General features: G+C 69.7%; 19 protein-coding genes. 9 read left to right on the plus strand and 10 right to left on the minus strand.

Going from position 1 to position 19,142, the window contains the following annotated elements; genetic code table 11:
- Positions 1-110: 110 nt before the first annotated feature.
- Complete coding sequence (locus ACZ5FU_RS11135; RefSeq protein ID WP_469045245.1) at positions 111-1,448, minus strand: MATE family efflux transporter; 1,338 nt, start codon at positions 1,446-1,448, stop codon at positions 111-113.
- 459 nt (positions 1,449-1,907) lie between these two features.
- Between ACZ5FU_RS11135 and dnaB the strand changes: the two genes are divergently transcribed.
- Together dnaB and ACZ5FU_RS11145 are read left to right on the plus strand one after the other, a co-directional pair.
- Positions 1,908-3,383: a replicative DNA helicase gene (gene dnaB / locus ACZ5FU_RS11140; RefSeq protein WP_451780709.1), complete on the plus strand. Its 1,476-nt coding sequence runs from the start codon at positions 1,908-1,910 to the stop codon at positions 3,381-3,383.
- 59 nt (positions 3,384-3,442) lie between these two features.
- A complete protein-coding gene (locus ACZ5FU_RS11145) occupies positions 3,443-4,828 on the plus strand; it encodes a serine hydrolase domain-containing protein (RefSeq protein WP_469045246.1) in 1,386 nt (461 codons plus the stop codon).
- Between the two features lie 88 nt (positions 4,829-4,916).
- On the opposite strand, the gene ACZ5FU_RS11150 is transcribed toward ACZ5FU_RS11145, so the two are convergent.
- Positions 4,917-5,369, minus strand: a complete 453-nt coding sequence (locus ACZ5FU_RS11150; RefSeq protein ID WP_451528778.1) for a GNAT family N-acetyltransferase — start codon at positions 5,367-5,369, stop codon at positions 4,917-4,919.
- 9 nt (positions 5,370-5,378) lie between these two features.
- Complete coding sequence (locus tag ACZ5FU_RS11155) at positions 5,379-5,843, minus strand: MarR family winged helix-turn-helix transcriptional regulator (RefSeq protein ID WP_469045247.1); 465 nt, start codon at positions 5,841-5,843, stop codon at positions 5,379-5,381.
- A 142-nt stretch (positions 5,844-5,985) separates the two neighbouring features.
- On the opposite strand from ACZ5FU_RS11155, the gene ACZ5FU_RS11160 reads away from it, so the two are divergent.
- Both ACZ5FU_RS11160 and ACZ5FU_RS11165 read left to right on the plus strand, forming a co-directional pair.
- Entirely contained in the window at positions 5,986-7,194 is a 1,209-nt protein-coding gene (locus ACZ5FU_RS11160) for an MFS transporter (RefSeq protein WP_468644806.1), read from the plus strand.
- A gap of 127 nt (positions 7,195-7,321) precedes the next feature.
- Positions 7,322-7,741, plus strand: a complete 420-nt coding sequence (locus ACZ5FU_RS11165) for a GlcG/HbpS family heme-binding protein (RefSeq protein ID WP_451528781.1) — start codon at positions 7,322-7,324, stop codon at positions 7,739-7,741.
- 102 nt (positions 7,742-7,843) lie between these two features.
- Here ACZ5FU_RS11165 and ACZ5FU_RS11170 read toward each other — a convergent pair whose 3' ends face one another.
- The 6 genes from ACZ5FU_RS11170 to ACZ5FU_RS11195 all read right to left on the minus strand — a co-directional run bounded on the left by ACZ5FU_RS11170 (position 7,844) and on the right by ACZ5FU_RS11195 (position 12,527).
- Positions 7,844-8,710: a GNAT family N-acetyltransferase gene (locus tag ACZ5FU_RS11170; protein WP_469045248.1), complete on the minus strand. Its 867-nt coding sequence runs from the start codon at positions 8,708-8,710 to the stop codon at positions 7,844-7,846.
- A gap of 88 nt (positions 8,711-8,798) precedes the next feature.
- Positions 8,799-9,281 (minus strand): NUDIX domain-containing protein, encoded by a 483-nt coding sequence (locus ACZ5FU_RS11175; protein WP_451528783.1) that lies wholly within the window; start codon positions 9,279-9,281, stop codon positions 8,799-8,801.
- An 87-nt stretch (positions 9,282-9,368) separates the two neighbouring features.
- Positions 9,369-10,274 carry a LysR family transcriptional regulator gene (locus tag ACZ5FU_RS11180; protein ID WP_469045249.1) on the minus strand — a complete coding sequence of 302 codons (906 nt, stop codon included), beginning with the start codon at positions 10,272-10,274 and terminating at the stop codon, positions 9,369-9,371.
- A 225-nt stretch (positions 10,275-10,499) separates the two neighbouring features.
- The gene (locus ACZ5FU_RS11185; protein ID WP_469045250.1) at positions 10,500-11,657 is read right to left on the minus strand and encodes a cystathionine gamma-lyase; all 1,158 of its coding nucleotides are present in this window, start codon (positions 11,655-11,657) and stop codon (positions 10,500-10,502) included.
- Entirely contained in the window at positions 11,654-12,142 is a 489-nt protein-coding gene (locus ACZ5FU_RS11190; RefSeq protein ID WP_469045251.1) for a low molecular weight protein-tyrosine-phosphatase, read from the minus strand. The genes ACZ5FU_RS11185 and ACZ5FU_RS11190 overlap by 4 nt, the downstream gene beginning before the upstream one ends.
- 7 nt (positions 12,143-12,149) lie before the next feature.
- On the minus strand, positions 12,150-12,527 hold the full coding sequence (locus tag ACZ5FU_RS11195; protein WP_468834016.1) for a phage holin family protein: 378 nt from the start codon (positions 12,525-12,527) through the stop codon (positions 12,150-12,152).
- Between the two features lie 48 nt (positions 12,528-12,575).
- On the opposite strand from ACZ5FU_RS11195, the gene ACZ5FU_RS11200 reads away from it, so the two are divergent.
- The 4 genes from ACZ5FU_RS11200 (at position 12,576) to ACZ5FU_RS11215 (ending at position 14,889) form a co-directional block, all read left to right on the plus strand.
- Positions 12,576-12,893 (plus strand): cupin domain-containing protein, encoded by a 318-nt coding sequence (locus ACZ5FU_RS11200; RefSeq protein WP_451528788.1) that lies wholly within the window; start codon positions 12,576-12,578, stop codon positions 12,891-12,893.
- A gap of 177 nt (positions 12,894-13,070) precedes the next feature.
- Positions 13,071-13,283: a DUF5326 family protein gene (locus ACZ5FU_RS11205; protein ID WP_366058244.1), complete on the plus strand. Its 213-nt coding sequence runs from the start codon at positions 13,071-13,073 to the stop codon at positions 13,281-13,283.
- A 335-nt stretch (positions 13,284-13,618) separates the two neighbouring features.
- A complete protein-coding gene (locus ACZ5FU_RS11210) occupies positions 13,619-14,344 on the plus strand; it encodes an IclR family transcriptional regulator (protein WP_451780694.1) in 726 nt (241 codons plus the stop codon).
- A 98-nt stretch (positions 14,345-14,442) separates the two neighbouring features.
- Positions 14,443-14,889: an SsgA family sporulation/cell division regulator gene (locus ACZ5FU_RS11215; protein ID WP_468834013.1), complete on the plus strand. Its 447-nt coding sequence runs from the start codon at positions 14,443-14,445 to the stop codon at positions 14,887-14,889.
- A 218-nt stretch (positions 14,890-15,107) separates the two neighbouring features.
- Here the strand turns inward: ACZ5FU_RS11215 and ACZ5FU_RS11220 are convergent, their stop codons facing one another.
- A complete protein-coding gene (locus ACZ5FU_RS11220; RefSeq protein ID WP_468834266.1) occupies positions 15,108-16,637 on the minus strand; it encodes a YibE/F family protein in 1,530 nt (509 codons plus the stop codon).
- Between the two features lie 553 nt (positions 16,638-17,190).
- On the opposite strand from ACZ5FU_RS11220, the gene thiC reads away from it, so the two are divergent.
- The gene (gene thiC / locus ACZ5FU_RS11225) at positions 17,191-18,987 is read left to right on the plus strand and encodes a phosphomethylpyrimidine synthase ThiC (protein WP_468834010.1); all 1,797 of its coding nucleotides are present in this window, start codon (positions 17,191-17,193) and stop codon (positions 18,985-18,987) included.
- Positions 18,988-19,142 lie beyond the last annotated feature (155 nt).

The following is a 19,142-nucleotide window of genomic DNA, read 5'->3' on the forward strand; positions in this document are numbered from 1 at the left end:
AGGGGCCGCACCCTGAAGGGTGCGGCCCCTTCCGCGTGCCTCGGCTGGTCCGTCGGCGTCGGAACGGGGGTGTTCCACGTGAAACGAAATGCCGATTTCGTGTGACGGCGTCAGCGGGTCGCACCGGTGACCAGCCAGCGCCCTGAGCGGGTCCGCAGCCAGAGGGTCAGCAGCCGGACCGCCATCATCAGGGTCATGGCTCCCCACAGTGCGGTGAGTCCGCCCCCCAGAGCGGGAACCACCAGGGCAACCGGAGCGAAGACCGCCAGGGTGAGAACCATCGCCCAGGCCAGGTAGGGGCCGTCGCCCGCGCCCATCAGCACGCCGTCCAGGACGAAGACGACGGCACAGACCGGCTGGGACAGGGCCACCACCAGCAGGGCGGGCAGCGCGGCGTCCTTGACCCCCGGGTCCCCGGTGAACAGGGGCAGGAACAACGGCCGGGCCAGGATCACGAGCAGGGCCAGGACGACGCCCGCGGCAAGACCCCACTCCACCATGCGGCGGCAGACGACTCGGGCGCCGTGGGGATCGTCGGCGCCGAGATAGCGTCCGATGATCGCCTGTCCGGCGATGGCGATGGCGTCGAGGGCGAAGGCCAGCAGACTCCACAAGGAGAGGACGATCTGATGGGCGGCGATGTCCGCGTCCCCCAGGCGGGCGGCGACGGCCGTCGCGATCATCAGTACGGCTCGCAGGGACAGCGTGCGCACCAGCAGGGGCGCACCCGCCTGGGCCGATGCCCGGATGCCGGCGGTGTCGGGGCGCAGTGAGGCGCCATGCCGACGGGCCCCCCGGACCACTACGACGAGGTAGACCGCCGCCATGCCGCACTGGGCGATGACCGTGCCCCACGCGGAGCCGGCGATGCCGAGATCCGCGCCGTAGACGAGGCCGACGTTCAGAAGGGCGTTGGCCACGAAGCCCGCCACGGCTACGTAGAGGGGCGTCCTCGTGTCCTGGAGTCCGCGCAGAACACCCGTCGCGGCGAGGACGACCAGCATGGCCGGGATACCCAGTGCGGAGATGCGCAAGTAGGTGATCGCGTACGGGGCGGCCGTCTCGGAGGCGCCGAACAGCTCGACGAGGGAGGGGGCGGCGGGGAGGACGAAGGCGATCACGGCCGCGCCGAGCAGCAGTGCCAGCCAGATCCCGTCCATGCCCTGGCGGATGGCTGCCGGGAGATCACCGGCGCCCACCCGGCGGGCGACGGCCGCGGTGGTGGCGTAGGCGAGGAAGACGAAGATGCTGACGGCTGTGGTCAGCAGAGCGGAGGCCACGCCCAGGCCGGCGAGTTGCGCGGTGCCGAGGTGGCCCACGATGGCGCTGTCGGCCAGGACGAAGAGGGGTTCGGCGACGAGCGCGCCGAAGGCCGGGACGGCCAGTGCGACGATCTCCCGATCGTGCTGTCGCCGGGTGGCCTTGGGGATCGGGGGAGCCGGTGTCATGGCCACCAATCTAATCGTCCACAGGTAAGAGATGCAATTGAGTAATGACCCTTACTTGGTGACTCCCTGTGTGTGCTCACCTGCACCCTTCGCGGAGAACTTGATCCGACTGGGGAAGTTTTTCTTCTGCACAGCCGGTGGACGGTAAAAGTCCTGGTCAGCGAGTTCAGGGAGGAGGAGAAGAGGGCTTGTTCACAGGGCTGTCCACCGGGTCGTGCACAGGTTTCGAGCAGTTCTCCACAGCATCGGGGCCGTCGTCCACATGGCCTGTGGATAACCAGATTGGCTGCCGTCGCCGTCGGGCCTACCGTGGTCCGGCGCCCGCTCCGTTCCCGGCTGTGAAAGTCCCGCAAAACTGACGCGTTCGAACCGGAGTTGGGCCCCTTAGTTGTCAGTGCCGTGCCGTAGGAATGAGAGGCGCGGCGAGGTCCGCTCCGCGGACGGGAGGAGGTGGCTCGGTTGAGCATTTCCGAGCCCTTGGACGATCCGTGGGCCGACAGCGGTCCCAGCGATCGTCTGCCTTCCTCCCGTCGGCGTGACGGGGGCCGTGGACGCGACGAACAGCACGACCGGGGCCGGGACAGCGGTGCCTGGGACGGCGGTGGGACGCCTTTCGAGCGGGTGCCGCCGCAGGACCTCGACGCCGAGCAGTCCGTGCTCGGCGGCATGCTCCTGTCGAAGGACGCCATCGCCGACGTCGTCGAGATCCTCAAGGGCCACGACTTCTACAAACCGGCGCACGAGACGATCTACCAGGCCGTCCTCGACGTCTATGCCAAGGGCGAACCGGCCGACCCCATCACGATCGCCGCCGAACTCACCAAGCGCGGCGAGATCAACAAGGTCGGCGGCGCCTCCTACCTGCATACGCTCGTCCAGACCGTGCCGACGGCGGCGAACGCCGAGTACTACGCGGAGATCGTGCACGAGCGGGCGGTCCTGCGCCGCCTGGTCGAGGCCGGCACCCGCATCACCCAGATGGGATACGCGGGCGACGACGACGTCGACGAGATCGTCAACCGTGCCCAGGCCGAGATCTACGCCGTCACCGAGCAGCGCACCAGCGAGGACTACCTGCCGCTCGGCGACATCATGGAGGGCGCCCTCGACGAGATCGAGGCGATCGGCTCGCGCAGCGGCGAGATGACCGGTGTGCCCACGGGCTTCACCGATCTCGACTCGCTCACCAACGGGCTGCATCCCGGCCAGATGATCGTCATCGCCGCCCGGCCCGCCATGGGCAAGTCCACCCTCGCCCTCGACTTCGCCCGCGCGGCCTCGATCAAGCACAACCTGCCCAGCGTCATCTTCTCCCTGGAGATGGGGCGCAACGAGATCGCGATGCGCCTGCTGTCCGCCGAGGCCCGTGTCGCCCTGCACCACATGCGCTCCGGCACGATGACGGACGAGGACTGGACGCGTCTGGCCCGCCGGATGCCCGAGGTGTCGTCCGCGCCGCTCTACATCGACGACTCGCCGAACCTGTCGATGATGGAGATCCGTGCGAAGTGCCGACGGCTCAAGCAACGCAACGACATCAAGCTCGTGATCATCGACTACCTCCAGCTGATGCAGGCCGGCGGCTCCAAACGCTCCGAGAGCCGTCAGCAGGAGGTCTCGGACATGTCCCGTAACCTCAAGCTCCTCGCCAAGGAGCTAGAGGTCCCGGTGATCGCGCTCTCCCAGCTCAACCGTGGTCCCGAACAGCGCACGGACAAGAAGCCGATGGTGTCCGACCTGCGTGAGTCCGGCTCCATCGAGCAGGACGCCGACATGGTGATCCTGCTGCACCGCGAGGACGCGTACGAGAAGGAGTCGCCGCGCGCGGGCGAGGCGGACATCATCGTCGGCAAGCACCGTAACGGTCCGACGGCCACGATCACGGTGGCCTTCCAGGGCCACTACTCGCGCTTCGTGGACATGGCGCAGACCTGAGCGCGTGCCCTCGGCGAAATGGGCTCGACGCGGGCCGCACCGCCGGGTGGACTGAGCCCATGACGACACCTCTGGAAGAGCTGCTTCCCGGTACCCGGCGGGCGCTGCTGCACCGGATCGCCGTGGCCCAGTCCGAGGGACGGGCCCCCTCGCTGGTCGCCGCGGTGGTGCGGGACGGGCAGGCCATGTGGCACGGGGCGCGGAGCTCGGTCGACGGGCACGCCCCGGACGAGACGGTGCAGTACCGGATCGGCTCGATCACCAAGACCTTCACCGCCGTTCTCGTGCTGCGGCTGCGCGACGAGGGGGCGCTCGGCCTCGAGGACCCTCTGGAGAAGCACCTTCCGGGCTCGGGCACCGGGGAGGCGACCGTCGGCCAACTGCTCGCCCACACGGGCGGCTTGGCGGCCGAGACGCCCGGCCCGTGGTGGGAGCGCACTCCTGGCTCGCTGCGTCCCCACCTCTCCGACGTCCTCGGCGACCGGCCCGCTCCGCATCCGCCGGGGCGTCGTTTCCACTACTCCAACCCTGGCTACGGTGTCCTCGGCGCTCTCGTCGAAGAACTCCGCGGTGCTCCCTGGGGCGAAGTGCTACGACGAGAAGTGCTCGAACCCCTGGGCCTGGAACGGACGAGTGTGCGGCCGGTCACCCCGCACGCGGGTGGCTGGGCGGTGCACCCCTGGGCCGACGTGATGCTCCCCGAACCCGCCGAGGACTTCGGCCGGATGGCCGCGGCCGGTCAGCTCTGGTCCACCAGCGGGGATCTGGCGCGGTTCGCCGCCTTCCTGGTCCGGGGGGACGACAGGGTGCTGAGCGCGGAGACGCTCAAGGAGATGCGGACGCCCGCGGCGCCGGCCGAAGTCACCGACCTCGCGGACGGTGGCATGTACGGGCTCGGAATGCGGATCGAGAGCCTGGGCGGGCGGGTGCTCGTGGGGCACTCGGGGTCGGTGCCGGGATTCCTGGCCGCTCTCACGATCAGCGTGGCCGACGACGTCGCCGCCGTGGTCCTGGCCAATTGCACGTCAGGGCCGATGGTGACCCAGGTGGCCGGCGACCTCGTACGCATCGTGGCCGAGACCGAGCCGCGGATCCCCGAGCCCTGGCGGCCGCTGCGGGACGTCGACCGGTCCGTTCTGGAGCTGGCGGGCCAGTGGTACTGGGGGACCGGTCCGTTCGCCCTGCGGGTCGCGGCCGGTGGTCACCTCTCGCTCGGGCCGCTCTCCGGCGGTGGGCGACGCTCACGGTTCCGGGCGAACGGTGACGGAACGTGGTCGGGCCTGGAGGGATACTTCGCCGGCGAGACCCTGCGGGTCGTACGGCGGCCGGACGGCACCGTGGACCATCTCGATCTCGGATCGTTCGTGTTCACCCGCCGGCCGTACGACAGTGAGGCCGATGTGCCCGGCGGTGTGGACGCGGAGGGGTGGCGAGGGATCGGCTAGCGCTCCGCAGAGAGGGGCAAGGTGTCGTGTTCCACGTGAAACACGACATCTCGTTCCAGGGATGCCCAGCTCCTGACCTGGTCGCCCTTCAGAGCTGGAGTTTGAAGCCGACGTGCGAGGCCTCGAACCCCAATCGCTCGTAGAAGCGGTGGGCGTCGGTACGCGTGCCGTCGGAGGTCAGCTGGACCAGTCGGCAGTTCTCCCGCCGGGACTCCTCGATCGCCCACTCGATGAACCGTGTGCCAAGGCCGCTGCCGCGCTCGTCGGCGTGGACGCGTACGCCCTCGATGATCGATCTGGTCGCCCCGCACCGGGAGAGGCCGGGCACGATCGTCAGCTGGAGGGTGCCCACGACCCGTTCCTCACGTACGGCCACGACCAGGCGCTGGTTCGCATCGGCGCTGATCCGCTCCAGCGCGCTCAGATAAGGGGCGAGGTCGTCCGGCGACTCACGCCTGGCGCCGAGAGGGTCGTCCGCGAGCATGCCGACGATCGCGGGAACGTCCTCGGCGACGGCGGCGCGTATTTCAAGATCTCCCATGACCGCACCCTACGCAGTGACGGGTGCCTTCAGGGACTCCACGACCCGGACCAGCGGGGCCAGTTCCGGATTCTTCGCCGTCTCGTCGAGAGCCTTGCGAAGGGCGGCGTCGTTGGTGGGACGGGCCTCGTCCAGCAGCTTCAGACCTGCCTCGGTGACGTTCGTGTAGATGCCGCGGCGGTCGGTGGGGCACAGGTACCGCTCGAGCAGGCCGCGGTCCTCCAGCCGGGTGACCAGTCGGGTGGTGGCGCTCTGGCTGAGGACGACGGCGTCGGCGACCTGCTTCATCTGCAGGTGTCCCCCCTCACCGTCGTGCTGGCGGCTGAGCACGTCGAGGAGGGAGTACTCGCGCACGCTCAGGTCGTGCCGGGCCTGCAGAGCGCGCTCGATATGGGCCTCGATCCTGCCGTGAAGCAGGGAGAGGGCGCACCAGCCCTGAGCGAGAGCGGTGAGTGCGGGGTCCGTCGCAGTCATGGGTGTCCTCCTCCGTCCCGGTGCGGCTGGATCCCAGGATAGGGCACTGCCGCAATAGACTGCGGTTGCATGTAGCCCGCGTCTGCAACTATTGTGAACGCACGCAAAGAGCTCCTGCAATCTTCTGGAAGGTCTCCCCACCATGCCTCTCGCGCTTCTGGCCCTCGCGATCGGGGCCTTCGGCATCGGCACGACCGAGTTCGTGATCATGGGCTTGCTGCCCGAGGTCGCGGGCGACTTCGGTGTCTCCATCCCCACGGCCGGCTTTCTGGTGACCGGTTACGCGCTCGGCGTCGTGCTCGGCGCCCCGCTGATGACCGTCCTCGGCACCAAGGTGTCCCGCAAGCGGATGCTGATGCTGCTGATGGGCTTGTTCGTCGTCGGCAACCTCCTGTCGGCCGTCGCCCCGGTCTTCGCCGTCATGCTGGTCGGCCGGGTCGTCGCCTCGCTCGCCCACGGCGCGTTCTTCGGCATCGGCTCGGTCGTCGCGGCGGACCTGGTCGCCCCGGACAAGAAGGCCGGCGCCATCGCGATGATGTTCACGGGGCTCACCGTCGCCAACGTCGTCGGCGTCCCGCTGGGCACGTTTGTCGGGCAGACCGTCGGCTGGCGCGTGACCTTCGGGATCGTCGCCCTGCTCGGCGTCCTCGGACTGGCGGGCATCGCCCGGCTGGTGCCCGAGCTGCCCCGCGTGGAAGGTGTGAGCCTGCGACACGAACTGGCCGCGTTCAAGAACACCCAGGTCCTGCTCGCCATGGCGATGACCGTCCTGGGCTTCGGCGGTGTCTTCGCGGCCATCACCTACATCGCGCCGATGATGACCCATGTCGCCGGCTTCGCCGAGGGCTCCGTCACCTGGCTGCTGGTCCTCTTCGGGCTCGGCATGGTCGTCGGCAACCTCGTCGGCGGCAGGTACGCCGACCGCGCCTTGATGCCGCTGCTGTACGTCTCCCTCGGCAGCCTGGCGGTCGTCCTGGCCCTCTTCACCCTCACCGCGCACGACAAGGTCCTCGCGGCCGTCACGATCGTCCTGATCGGCGCTCTCGGGTTCGCCACGGTCCCACCGCTCCAGAAGCGCGTCCTCGACCAGGCGCACGGTGCCCCCACGCTCGCCTCGGCGGTGAACATTGGTGCCTTCAACCTCGGCAACGCCCTCTCCGCCTGGCTCGGCGGCCTCGTCATCGCCGCGGGCCTCGGTTACACCGCCCCGAACTGGGTCGGTGCCGCCCTTGCCGTGGCGGCTCTCGTCCTCGCTCTCGTCTCGGCCGCACTGGAGCGCCGTGACAGCACCGCCGGCGCCCTCGCCACCGGGCGGACCCCGGCCGAACGGCCGGCCGCCCTCCACCACTGAGCCGCTCCACGGCGCGGAGCCAGGGTGGTCCCCGCGCCTGCCGGCGCACCGCATGCCCTCAGAAAACCCGCGAGGAACTCCCTACGGGGATCCCCGCAGAAGAAACGTCCCAAGGAGAAATCCCCTCATGACCACCACCGCCTTCGCGCCCCTGACCGTCCAGGATGCCGACGCCCTCCTCACGGCCGCCCGCCGCGCGGCTGAAGCCGCCGGGGTCGCGGTCAGCGTCACCGTCCTGGACGCGGGCGGTCATCTGCTGGCTTTCCGCCGGGACGACCGCGCGGTGCTGATCTCCGGCGAGACGAGCACGCGCAAGGCCTACACGGCGCTCCAGTTGAACACCCCCACCGCCGACCTCGTCGACGCGGTCCAGCCCGGCGGTCTGTTCCACACCCTGCCCACCGCACTGGACAGGCCGCTGTTGTTCATCGCGGGCGGCGTGCCGGTCCACCGTGACGGACGCCTGATCGGGGCCGTGGGTGTGGGCGGCGGTGCGCCGGAGCAGGACCACGGCTTCGCCACCGCGGCCGTGCAGGTGCTGGCCTGACCCCTCCCCCATGACGGCGGGTGGGTCTGCAGCCCTCCGGCAGATGGACGTGCGCCGGTGTCCGAAACATCTCGGACACCGGCCTTTGCGCCTTCGGCCGCCTCAGCCGGCCGCCACCGTGAGGGGAGCGAACCGCCGCCTCCAGTCGCCGGGCAGTTCGTCGAAGCCGTGGGTCATGACGGCGTTGAAGGCGACCGAAGCCAGACCCCGTTCCTTGGCCCAGCTCAGCAGTTCCTCGTGCCGGACGTCGATGTCGGTGCGCAACGGCCGGTCGGAATGCTCTGCCAGGGACGTCAGGAGCGCTTTCGCCGTCTCGGTGTCGTGGGCGATCAGCGGTCCCACGACATGGGTGTCCATGTTGGGCCAGGCGGCGGTGTAGCCGATGATCCGGCCGCCGTCCTCGGCGACCCGCAGCTGGTCGGCGAAGGCCGGCAGCCGCGCGATCACCGGGGTGCGGTCGGCACCGAACACCTCCTCGTCCAGGCGGAGGATCGTGGGGAGGTCCTCCGCCGTGGCCGCCCGCGTCATGACGCGGGGTTTCGGCCCGCCGGGCGTGAAGTGGCCGACCACCATCTCGGCGCGGCCCGTGACCTTGAACCCCAGCTCCTCGTAGAGCGGACGGCCGTTCGGCGTCGCGTGCAGCATCAGCGGTGTCGTGCCCATCGTGGAGGTGATGTGCCGCATGAGCCGACGGCCGACGCCCTGCCGGGCGTGCCGTTCGGCGACCAGCACCATGCCGACGGCACCGAAAGCCGGCCGGCCGTGGGGGCCGTACTCGGTGACCACGCAGGCGCTGACGAGGCCCCCGTCCGGGTCGTCGATGCCGTAGCCCTTTCCAGCGGTGAGGAGGAGGCCCCACTTGTGTTCCTCGCGGGGCCACCCCCTGTCCTCTGACAAGTCGGCACAGGCGATGAGATCACGGCGTGTCAGACGGCGGACGGGGAGAGCGGCGAGGGAAGGAGTCGGCACGCAGGTCAGGCTGTCCGACCGGCACCGGTGACGTCCACCCGTTTCCCCGCGGTCCCCTGTGCTTTTGGCCAACTCCTGGCCCACCGGTTCACCCCAGGTCGGGCGCGTGCATGGCGCGTACACCCTCGATGTTGCCGTCGAGGTAGTGCCGCAGGGACAGCGGAACGAGGTGGACGGAGGCGATACCGACCCGGGTGAACGGCACGTGGACGATCTCGTACTCTCCGACGGGTTCCTCGATCTCGGGACCGTGCCGCAGGGCGGGGTCCATGGACTCCAGCCGGCAGACGAAGAAGTGCTGCACCTTCACGCCGGTCGCGCCACCGTCCTCGCCGATGTGCTCGACGGTGTCGACGAAGCAGGGGACGACTTCGGTGATCTTGGCGCCGAGCTCCTCGTACACCTCGCGGTGCAGGGCGTCGACGACGGTCGTGTCCTCGGGTTCGACCCCGCCACCGGGCGTGACCCAGTACGGATCGAGGCCGGGTTTGCTGCGTTTGATCAGGATCAGGTCGTCGCCGTCCAGCAGAACGGCGCGCGCGGTGCGCTTGACCACAGGTCGGACGGTCATGGGAGGAATGTGGCCCGGCTGGTTCCACGTGAAACATCCCGCATCGTCACCGCACGGGCCCGGTCCGTGATGACCGGACGAGCCGGTTCAGCACCAGTCGGCCGCGGCCCTCAGCAGCCAGTCGTGCGTCCGCGCGATGAGCGGCATCGCCAGCGTGCCGGTGCGCACCACCAGGACGTAGGTCCGCAGCGGCGGCACCGCCGGACGGTGCAGTTCGACGACGTCCCCGCGGTCCAGGGCGGCCGCGCACAGATAGCGGGGCAGCACCGCCAGACCCGCGCCCGCGGTCACACAGGCCAGGACGGCACGCAGGTCGGGGACGATGACGGTACCGGCGGCCGCGGGCCGGGAGTCGAAGACGGACGCCCAGTAGCGGGAGACGAACGGCAGCGACTCATGGACCTCGACCACGGGAAGGCCTTCCAGAGCGGCTGCCCCCGCACGGTACGGCTTCCCCGTGCCGGTCGGCCCGGCCCGGCCCGGCGCGGCCACCAGGACGTGCTCCTCGTCGCACAACGGAGTGGCGGTGAGCAGGGTGCCGCGCGGCCGGACCGTGGTGATGGCGAGGTCGTGATGCCCCGCGGCCAGTCCGTCCAGAACCTCCTCGGCGTTTCCGAAGGAGGCGCGCAGGGTGAGCCCCTCCCTGCCCTCACCGGTCAGCTCGGCGAGGGCGGGAAGGGCACGCTCGGCGGTGAACTCGGGCGGCCCGGCGAGATGCAGGGTCCCCGTGGAGGACTCCTCGTCGAGGCCGGTCTCGGTGATCTCCACGAGGGCGTCGAGGTGCGGGGCGACCTTGTGGGCGAGTTCGTCCCCGATGGTCGTCGGTGTCACGCCGCGGGCCTGACGCAGGAACAGGGGGCGGCCGAGCTGTCGCTCCAGGGTGCGGATCTGGGAGGTGACGGCCGGCTGGGACAGGCCCAGCAGAGCGGCGGCGCGGGTGAAGGAACCGGCCCGGTGCACGGTCACGAAGGTGCGCAGCAAGGCCAGATCCATGGCGGGCGCTTCCCTTCCCTGCCTTTCCACCGGGCTTGAGGCAGGGCCCAACCATAAATAAGTCGATAGGTCTCTGTCGCTACCGTGATTGGACACTGACACGGAGTCAACTAGCCTGGTGCGCACGGTTCTTCGCGCGTGGAACCGCTGACGGTCCGAGCCACGAGGGGGGAGGCTCGGACCGTCCCCGTACGGCGGGACACCCGGCGGGTGTCCGTGAGCCGGTCATCGTGCCGACTCCTCCAGCGCGCGCAGTACGTCCGCCACCAGGTCCTCCGGGTCCTCGGCGCCGACCGACAGCCGGATGAAGCCCTCGGGCACCGCGTCCCCTCCCCAGCGTCCACGACGCTCGGCGGTGGAGCGCACCCCACCGAAGCTCGTCGCGTCGTCCACGAGCCGCAACCCGTCGAGGAAACGTTCGGCACGCGTGCGCGTGGGCAGCGTGAAGGAGACGACGCACCCGTAGCGCCGCATCTGCCGCGAGGCCACCTGGTGCGACGGATCGTCCGGCAGCCCCGGGTACCGCAGGTGGGTCACCTCGGGCCTGTCCCGCAGCGCCCGGGCCACGGCCAGTGCGGTGGAACTCTGCCGGTCCACCCGCATCTGCAGCGTGGCGATCGACCGGTGCGCGAGCCAGGCCTCCATGGGACCCGGGATCGCTCCGACGATCTTGCGCCAGCGCCGCACGGCGGTCATCGGCTCGCCGGAACGCCCGGTGACGTAGCCGAGGAGGACGTCGCCGTGCCCTGTGAGCTGCTTGGTGCCGCTCGCCACCGAGAAGTCGGCGCCCAGTTCCAGCGGGCGCTGTCCGAGCGGTGTCGCCAGCGTGTTGTCGACGGCCACCAGGGCGCCACGTGCGTGTGCCGCCTCGACGAGACGCCGGATGTCGCACACGTCCAGGCCGGGGTTGGACGGAGACTCGATCCACAGCAGCTTCGCGCCGGCGAGGGCGTCGAGCTGGGCGTCGCCGCCGGTCGGCGCGGTGCGCACCTCGATGCTGTACGCCTCCAGCTGGGCTCGGACCAGGGAGAGCGCCTGATAGCCGTCGTCGGGCAGGACGACGGTGTCCCCGGTGCGCAGCGCGGAGAAGAGCACGGACGAGATCGCCGCCATGCCGGAGGCGAACACGAGGCTCTCGACGCCGTCCTGCCCCGGTGCCTCCAGCTCGCCGAGGGCGCGCTCCAGATGTGTCCAGGTCGGGTTCTCGTCACGGCCGTAGGTGTACGGCCCCGTGGGCTCGCCGGGCAGGTGGAAGTGCGCGGCGAACACCGGTCCGGGCAGGGTCGGTTCGTACTTGACCGGTTCCGGAAGACCCGCCCGCACCGCGCGCGTGCCCTCACCGGAGCCCGCGACGGCGTCCCCGCCCGCGATGGACTCACTCATGCCATTCGTCCTTCCCTGTCCGCGCGAATCGCGGCGAGCAGACCCGCGCTCGCCTCCTCCACCATCTGCAGGCACTCCTCGAAGCCGTCCCGGCCTCCGTAGTACGGCTCGGGAACGTCCAGGTCGGCTGCGGCGGGGTCGTACGCGCGCAGCAGCCGGACCTTCTGGGCGTCCTCGTCGGTCGGGGCGAGACGGCGCAGGGCCCTGAGGTGTCCGCCGTCCAGGGCGACCACGAGGTCCAGGCGGCCGAACCAGGACTGTTCGAACACGCGGGCCGTGTGCTCGACGGTGTAGCCGTTCTCCTCCAGGACGGAGACGGCGCGCGGGTCGGCCCCCTCGCCAGCGTGCCAGCCGTCCGTGCCGGCACTGTCGACCTCGACCGCGTCGCCGAGGCCGGCTTCGGCGACGCGCGCGCGGAAGACGGCCTCGGCCATCGGGGAGCGGCAGATGTTGCCGGTGCAGACGAAGCAGACGCGGTACCTCATCGTGTGCTCAGTCCTCGTCGGGCAGGACGACGTTCAGTGCCCAGGAGACGACGGATATGACCAGGCCGCCCAGGACCGCGGTCCAGAAACCCTCGACATGGAAGCTGACGTCGAACCGGTCCGCCAGCCACGAGGTGAGCAGCAGCATCAGAGCGTTCACGACCAGGGTGATCAGGCCGAGCGTGAGGATGAAGAGGGGGAAGGTCAACACCTTCACCACGGGCTTCACCAGGAAGTTGACCAGGCCGAACAACAGCGCCACCACGATCAGGGTGCCGGCCTTCTCGCCCGTTCCGGCACCGGTCAGCGTGATCTTGTCGAGCAGCCAGACGGAGACCGCCAGGGCGCCTGCGTTGGCGATCGTCTTGACTACGAAATTCTTCATGTGTCTGATCGTGGCAGAACTGATCGACCAGGAGGGCGGGCGAGGGCGATGAAGGCATTCCGGTTGGATGAACTGGAGGCGGAACGAGCCGCCAACGACGGCGCCTACCTGCAATTCCTGCGCGAACGGAACATGTCGGTCGGGCTTTACGCGCTCGATGCCGGGGACCACGACCCGCAGAAACCGCACGACCAGGACGAGGTCTACTTCGTCGTGAGCGGCCGCGCCTCCCTCACGGTCGGTCTGGAGACCACCCAGGTCGCGCGTGGGAGCGTCGTGTACGTGCCGGCCGGAGTCGCCCACAAGTTCCATCACATCAGCGAGGACCTGCGGGTCCTGGTGGTGTTCTCGCCGCCGGAGGGCTGAGCCGCTCCGTCCGGAAGCGAAGACGCCGCCTCGGGGTTCCCTCAGGGATCGGTCAGGGGAGGACCGGGGGTGCGCGGCCCCCGCGGGCACCCCTTCGGGACCTAGCATCGACGGTGGGACAGGAAAGATCCGGGCCGTCGGTGGCACCGGACACCGGACAGACGAGGACAGAGGACGATGCGAGAGATCTTCGCGGGACTGCCGTGGTGGGTGAAGTGGGTGGCGGTGCCCGTCATCGCGCTGGTCGTGTTCGGCGGCCTGATAGCGAGCGTCGTCGGCTTCGTGATCGGCCTGCTCTTCAAACTGCTGGTCTTCGTGGCACTGGTCGGCGGACTGATCTACGTGGTCCGGAAGTTCACGGCGGGTTCCTCCTCACGCGGCGACTGGTGAGCGGTGCGGGGAGCAGGCACCGGTGACAGCGGTCGCCGGTTCCCTCGGCCGGGGGAAGTTTTCCGGACAGCGGGACCGTCTGCGGTGACGGGACGTTAAAGTCCGGAACCCTTCGCGGGGTCACACCCCGCGAGCGGCCCCCGCCCTCCCGTGTTCCCCGCACGGGCCGCCCTCTCGAACTTCGGGAGTGACCCTTGGCCACGGCTGACACCGCAGCATTCGCGGCACCTCACCCGCCTCCCGCCCGCACGCGTTCCACCGCCCCTCTGCTCCAGCGGCCCGCGGGCCGAGGCGTCCCGGAACAGCCCCAACCCGCGGCGACACTCATCGGATCCGTGCAGCGCGCCATGCGGCTGCTGGAATCCGTGGCCCGCCACCACGGTGGGGCTCCGGCGAAACAACTCGCCCGCGAGACCGGTCTGGCGCTGCCCACGGCGTACCACCTGCTGCGCACCCTCGTGTACGAGGGCTATCTGCGGCGCGACAAAGGGATGTTCTTCCTCGGTGAGGCGGCCGAGCGCCTGGGTGGCAGCGGAGCCGCGCAGAAACGTCGCAGCACCGTGGTCGCCACCCTCGCGCACTGGCGCGATTCGATCGGCGCCCCGGTGTACTACGCCCGCTACCAGGACGGCGAGATCGAGGTCCTGTGCGTCTCCGACACCCCGGGCAGTCCGGCCGTCGAGGAATGGGCCGACTTCCGGGAGACCGGACACGCGCACGCCATCGGTCAGTGCCTGTTGGCCCAGTTGGACGAGAGATCCCGTCGGGACCACCTGGACCGTTATCCCGTGCAGTCGATCACTCCGTACACCGTCCGGGACGATCACACCCTGTTGCGGCGGCTGGCCCGCATGCGGCGGACGGAGGCCGTCGTGGAACGACAGGAGTACGCGCTGGGCGCGGTGTGCGCCGCGATCCCGATCACCGTGGGCACGACCGCCGCCACGGTGGCCATCTCCCTCCCCGCGCATCAGGCAGGCCGGCTGCCGACGGCGGTGCAGCGGTTGCAGAGCGAGGCGGAACGGATGCTGGGGTCACTTGCCGTCTCTATCAGCATCTGAAAACTCACTCCTTGTGATCTGTTGTGCACTTTGAGCAAGATGCCAGCAGTGTCAGGGGTTCATTCCCAGCCAGTCGACGGCTATGACGGGACAGGGCGATGCGCGAGTCCGTGCAGGCAGTAGAGGCAGAGGTCATGATGAGCTTTCTCGTCTCCGAGGAGCTCTCTTTCCGCATCCCGGTGGAACTGGGCTATGAGACCTGCGATCCGTACGTCGTACGGCTCACTTTTCATCTGCCCGGTGATGCGCCGGTGACCTGGGCGTTCGGTCGTGAACTGCTCATCGACGGGGTGGGCAGGCCGTGCGGCGAGGGAGACGTGCGTGTCTCGCCGGCCGACCGGAATCTTCTGGGTGAAGTGCTGATCCGCCTTCAAGTGGGCGGTGACCAGGCGGTCTTCCGCTCGTCGGCGGCTCCGCTCGTGGCCTTCCTCGACCGGACCGACAAACTGGTCCCGTTGGGGCAGGAAGGCGCTTTCGCCGACTTCGACGCCCATCTCGACGAGGCCTTGGACCGGATCCTGGCGGAGGAACAGAGCGCCGGGTGAGGTCTGGCGGCAGGTGGTGGCACGTCGGTGAAGTAACGCTTCTGCTGGAACGGTGCCAGAGGTTCGCCGATCGGCCCACCGTGATCGGTGCGCCCCGGTCGGCGAAGTGGCGTGCCCGGGGTCGGCGAAGTGGTGTGCCCGGGGAGGAAGTCGTCCCGGGTGAGCGAAGGAGGCGTTGCTTCCGGTGCCTCCTTCGCGCACCCGGGAGACTCGGCGATTCAGCGCTTGCGGCGCCTTCCCCTGCCGCCCCGCGCGCTCTGCGGGGCCGGACCCGGCGTACCGGCCGACGCCGTCCCCGATGCCACCGGCGCCGTCGGTGCCGCCACGGTGGGCGCACCCGCACCCGACCGGTCCGCCGACACCACGAGCGCGGCGAGTGCCGTGGTCACCGGAACCGACGCGACCAGGCCGATCGAACCGACCAGCGTGCGCACGATCTCCTCGGCGACCAGTTCGCTGTTGGCGACCGTGCCGACGCTGCTCTGCGCGATGGAGAACAGCAGCAGCAGCGGCAGGGCGGCGCCGGCGTAGGCCAGGACGAGCGTGTTGACCACGGACGCGATGTGGTCGCGACCGATCCGGATGCCCGCCCGGTACAACCCCCGCCAGCCCATCGTGGGGTTGGCCTCGTGGAGCTCCCAGACCGCCGACGTCTGGGTGACCGTCACGTCGTCCAGGACACCGAGCGATCCGATGATGATCCCGGCGAGCAGCAGACCGCTCATGTCGATCGTCGGGTACAGGCCGTGAATCAGACCGGTGTTGTCGTCCGTGTTGCCGGTGAGCGCGGCCCAGTCGACGAACCAGGAGCCCAGGACTCCGATCAGCAGCAGGGAGATGAGGGTGCCCAGAACCGCCACGGAGGTACGGGCCGACAGACCGTGACACAGGTAGAGAGCGATCAGCATGATGGCGCTCGACCCCACGACCGCCACCGCGAGCGGGTTCGAGCCCTGCAGGATCGCGGGCAGGACGAAGAAATTCAGCACCATGAAGCTGATGGCCAGCGAGACCAGCGCCATGACACCTCGCAGCCGCCCGACGACCACGACGGCGACGGCGAAGATGAGGGCGAGCAGGGTCAGCGGGACGCGGCGGTCCACGTCGGTGACCGAGTACTGGAGGTCTTCGGGCGCGGAGGGTTCGTAGGCGACCACGACCTTCTGCCCCTCGTGCAGCTGCCGTGACTGGTCGGGCTGGACGATCTCCGTGAAAGTGCGCCCCTTGTCCGCGCCGGTGTCCACGCGGATCGTCGCCTTCTTGCAGGTGCCGCTCTCCTGCTGGACCGCGGAGGAGCCTTCAGCGGTGGAGGTGTCACCGGTGGGGGTGCCGCCCGAGGCGTTCGCCGACGAGCAGCTGATGCTCTCGACGTCGGAGACCGTCGCCCGCTGCGTCTGCCGGTCGAAGCCGACGCCGGTGCGCTCGTGCGCCGGAGCACCGCCGGGCCACAGCACGACCAGACCGGCGAGCACGGCCACGGCGAAGGGGATGAGAACAGCCGCGATGACCTTGCGCAGATGCCGGGAGACGGGGGCGGCAGGGCCGTGACTGTGACTGTGCCCATGACCGCCGCCCGGGCCGGGGACATGGCCGCCGTGTCCATGGCCGCCGTGCCCGTCGCCGGGGCCGTGCCCATGGCCGCCGCTTCCGCCGTTGCCTCCGTTGCCGGCACCGGCGCCGTGACCGTGATCCGCACGGGGAGCCCCGCCCTGGCCGACGCCGGGTGTGTGCGCACCGTGTCCGGACAGGTGTCCGGGGCCCCCGCCGAAGTCCTGCCCCGCGCCGAGGCCTTGCCCCCTGCCGGAGGCTTGTCCGCCCTCGGAGTCGAAGCCGTACCCGCCGTCGGGGCCCGCCTCCAGGCCCGGATTCGCACTCAGACCTGGACCGGCGCCCGGTCCCGGCCCGGTACCCGGCCGAGGGCCCGGTCCGTGAGCGGAACCACCACCGGGACCGTGCCCTTGTCCTCGTCCGGGGCGTCCGGCGGGAGGAACGCCCGGCCCGCGGGGCTGTTCGGGTGGTGGGAACGGAGGGTGGGGTGTCGTGGTCACCGCCCGATCATCGCAAGAACGGTCGAGGCCCACTGTTCACCGCGCCACAAAGGACGCTAGCGTGGAGGCACTTTTGCACACGCGGGAGCTCGGAGCACCGGGCTGAGAGGGCGCTGACCTCCGTCTTCGCGATGTTTCACGTGGAACGTCACCAGCACCGAGTGATGTTTCACATGAATCGTCGGCAGACGGAAGCCGCTGCGTCGACCGCTGAACCTGTTACCGGGTAATGCCGGCGTAGGGAGTAGGTCTCATGACCAACAAGGACGCACGCACGCCTGCCTCCGCGCAGATCTCCGACGAGGTCTCCGGCGACAAGGAGGCCGGGAAGTCCATCGGATGGCACAAGGCGTACGTCGAGGGCCCGCGCTCCGACCTGCGCGTGCCGGTCCGTCAGGTGCACCTCACCAACGGGCAGTCGGTCACGCTGTACGACACCTCCGGCCCGTACACCGATCCGCTCGTCGAGACGGACGTCCGCAGGGGACTGCCACCACTGCGGGAGAACTGGGTCATCGCCCGCGGCGACACGGAGGAGTACGCGGGCCGCCCCGTCCGTCCGGAGGACGACGGGATCAAGCACACCTCGCCGCGCGGCGGACTGCGCAACCTCGACGCCGTCTTCCCGGGACGGCCGCGCCTGCCTCGCCGAGGCCGGGACGGGCAGGCGGTCACCCAACTCGCCTATGCGCGCCGGGGAGAGGTCACACCGGAGATGGAGTACGTGGCCGTCCGGGAGAACGTGGAGCCCGAGGTCGTCCGTGAGGAGATCGCGGCCGGCCGCGCGGTGCTGCCCGCCAACGTCAACCACCCGGAGATCGAGCCGATGATCATCGGCAAACGGTTCCTGGTGAAGGTCAACGCCAACATCGGCAACTCGGCGGTGACCTCCTCCATCGAGGAGGAGGTCGAGAAGATGACCTGGGCCACCCGGTGGGGCGCCGACACGGTCATGGACCTGTCCACCGGCCGCAACATCCACACCACCCGTGAGTGGGTGCTGCGCAACTCACCGGTCCCCATCGGCACGGTGCCGCTCTACCAGGCACTGGAGAAGGTCGACGGCCGAGCCGAGGAACTGACCTGGGAGATCTACAAGGACACGGTGATCGAGCAGGCCGAGCAGGGCGTGGACTACATGACCGTCCACGCGGGCGTGCGCCTGCCGTACGTCCCGCTGACGGCGAACCGCAAGACCGGCATCGTCTCCCGTGGTGGTTCGATCATGGCCGCGTGGTGCCTGGCCCACCACAAGGAATCGTTCCTCTACGAGAACTTCGAGGAACTCTGCGAGATCCTCGCGGCCTATGACGTCACCTACTCGCTGGGCGACGGACTGCGTCCCGGTTCGATCGCGGACGCCAACGACGAGGCACAGTTCGCGGAGTTGCGCACCCTCGGGGAACTCAACCGCATCGCGAAGCGTTTCCATGTTCAGACCATGATCGAAGGCCCGGGGCATGTCCCGATGCACAAGATCAAGGAGAACATCGACCTTCAGCAGGAGATCTGCGATGAAGCTCCGTTCTATACGCTCGGACCGCTGACGACGGACATCGCCCCGGCGTACGACCACATCACCTCCGGCATCGGTGCCGCGATGATCGCCTGGTGGGGCACGGCGATGCTCTGCTACGTCACGCCCAAGGAACACCTGGGCCTGCCCAACCGCGACGACGTCAAGACCGGCGTCATCACCTACAAGATCGCCGCCCACGCGGCCGACCTGGCCAAGGGCCACGCCGGTGCGCAGGAGTGGGACGACGCGCTGTCCGACGCCCGGTTCGAGTTCCGGTGGGAGGACCAGTTCAACCTGGCTCTCGACCCGGACACCGCCCGGGAGTTCCACGACGAGACCCTGCCGGCCGAACCGGCGAAAACGGCCCACTTCTGCTCGATGTGCGGGCCGAAGTTCTGCTCGATGAAGATCTCCCAGGACATCCGCCGTGAGCACGGAGGCAGTCGGGAGGAAGCCGAGGAGGGAATGGCGCAGAAGTCCAAGGAGTTCGCGGCCGCGGGCAATCGGGTCTATCTGCCGATCGCGGACTGACATGCGGTGACGACGCCGCTGCCGTGCCGGTCCAGGGCACGGCAGCCGGGTCGCGGTGCTCAGGTCGGGGGCGGCGGCCGGACCGAGGGCGGGATGCGGGCGGCCGGCCATGGGTTTTCGTTCGGAAGAGGTGCTTCTGCGGTGCGGCTCGGCAG

This window comes from Streptomyces sp. NPDC031554 (assembly GCF_055580685.1).

Excerpts from the sequence above, each read along its gene's own strand:
- ACZ5FU_RS11135 (WP_469045245.1), bottom strand. The coding sequence starts at position 1,448 with ATGACACCGGCTCCCCCGATCCCCAAGGCCACCCGGCGACAGCACGAT.
- ACZ5FU_RS11145 (WP_469045246.1), top strand. The coding sequence starts at position 3,443 with ATGACGACACCTCTGGAAGAGCTGCTTCCCGGTACCCGGCGGGCGCTG.
- ACZ5FU_RS11150 (WP_451528778.1), bottom strand. The coding sequence starts at position 5,369 with ATGGGAGATCTTGAAATACGCGCCGCCGTCGCCGAGGACGTTCCCGCG.
- ACZ5FU_RS11155 (WP_469045247.1), bottom strand. The coding sequence starts at position 5,843 with ATGACTGCGACGGACCCCGCACTCACCGCTCTCGCTCAGGGCTGGTGC.
- ACZ5FU_RS11160 (WP_468644806.1), top strand. The coding sequence starts at position 5,986 with ATGCCTCTCGCGCTTCTGGCCCTCGCGATCGGGGCCTTCGGCATCGGC.
- ACZ5FU_RS11165 (WP_451528781.1), top strand. The coding sequence starts at position 7,322 with ATGACCACCACCGCCTTCGCGCCCCTGACCGTCCAGGATGCCGACGCC.
- ACZ5FU_RS11175 (WP_451528783.1), bottom strand. The coding sequence starts at position 9,281 with ATGACCGTCCGACCTGTGGTCAAGCGCACCGCGCGCGCCGTTCTGCTG.
- ACZ5FU_RS11180 (WP_469045249.1), bottom strand. The coding sequence starts at position 10,274 with ATGGATCTGGCCTTGCTGCGCACCTTCGTGACCGTGCACCGGGCCGGT.
- ACZ5FU_RS11185 (WP_469045250.1), bottom strand. The coding sequence starts at position 11,657 with ATGAGTGAGTCCATCGCGGGCGGGGACGCCGTCGCGGGCTCCGGTGAG.
- ACZ5FU_RS11190 (WP_469045251.1), bottom strand. The coding sequence starts at position 12,142 with ATGAGGTACCGCGTCTGCTTCGTCTGCACCGGCAACATCTGCCGCTCC.
- ACZ5FU_RS11195 (WP_468834016.1), bottom strand. The coding sequence starts at position 12,527 with ATGAAGAATTTCGTAGTCAAGACGATCGCCAACGCAGGCGCCCTGGCG.
- ACZ5FU_RS11200 (WP_451528788.1), top strand. The coding sequence starts at position 12,576 with ATGAAGGCATTCCGGTTGGATGAACTGGAGGCGGAACGAGCCGCCAAC.
- ACZ5FU_RS11205 (WP_366058244.1), top strand. The coding sequence starts at position 13,071 with ATGCGAGAGATCTTCGCGGGACTGCCGTGGTGGGTGAAGTGGGTGGCG.
- ACZ5FU_RS11215 (WP_468834013.1), top strand. The coding sequence starts at position 14,443 with ATGCGCGAGTCCGTGCAGGCAGTAGAGGCAGAGGTCATGATGAGCTTT.
- thiC (WP_468834010.1), top strand. The coding sequence starts at position 17,191 with ATGACCAACAAGGACGCACGCACGCCTGCCTCCGCGCAGATCTCCGAC.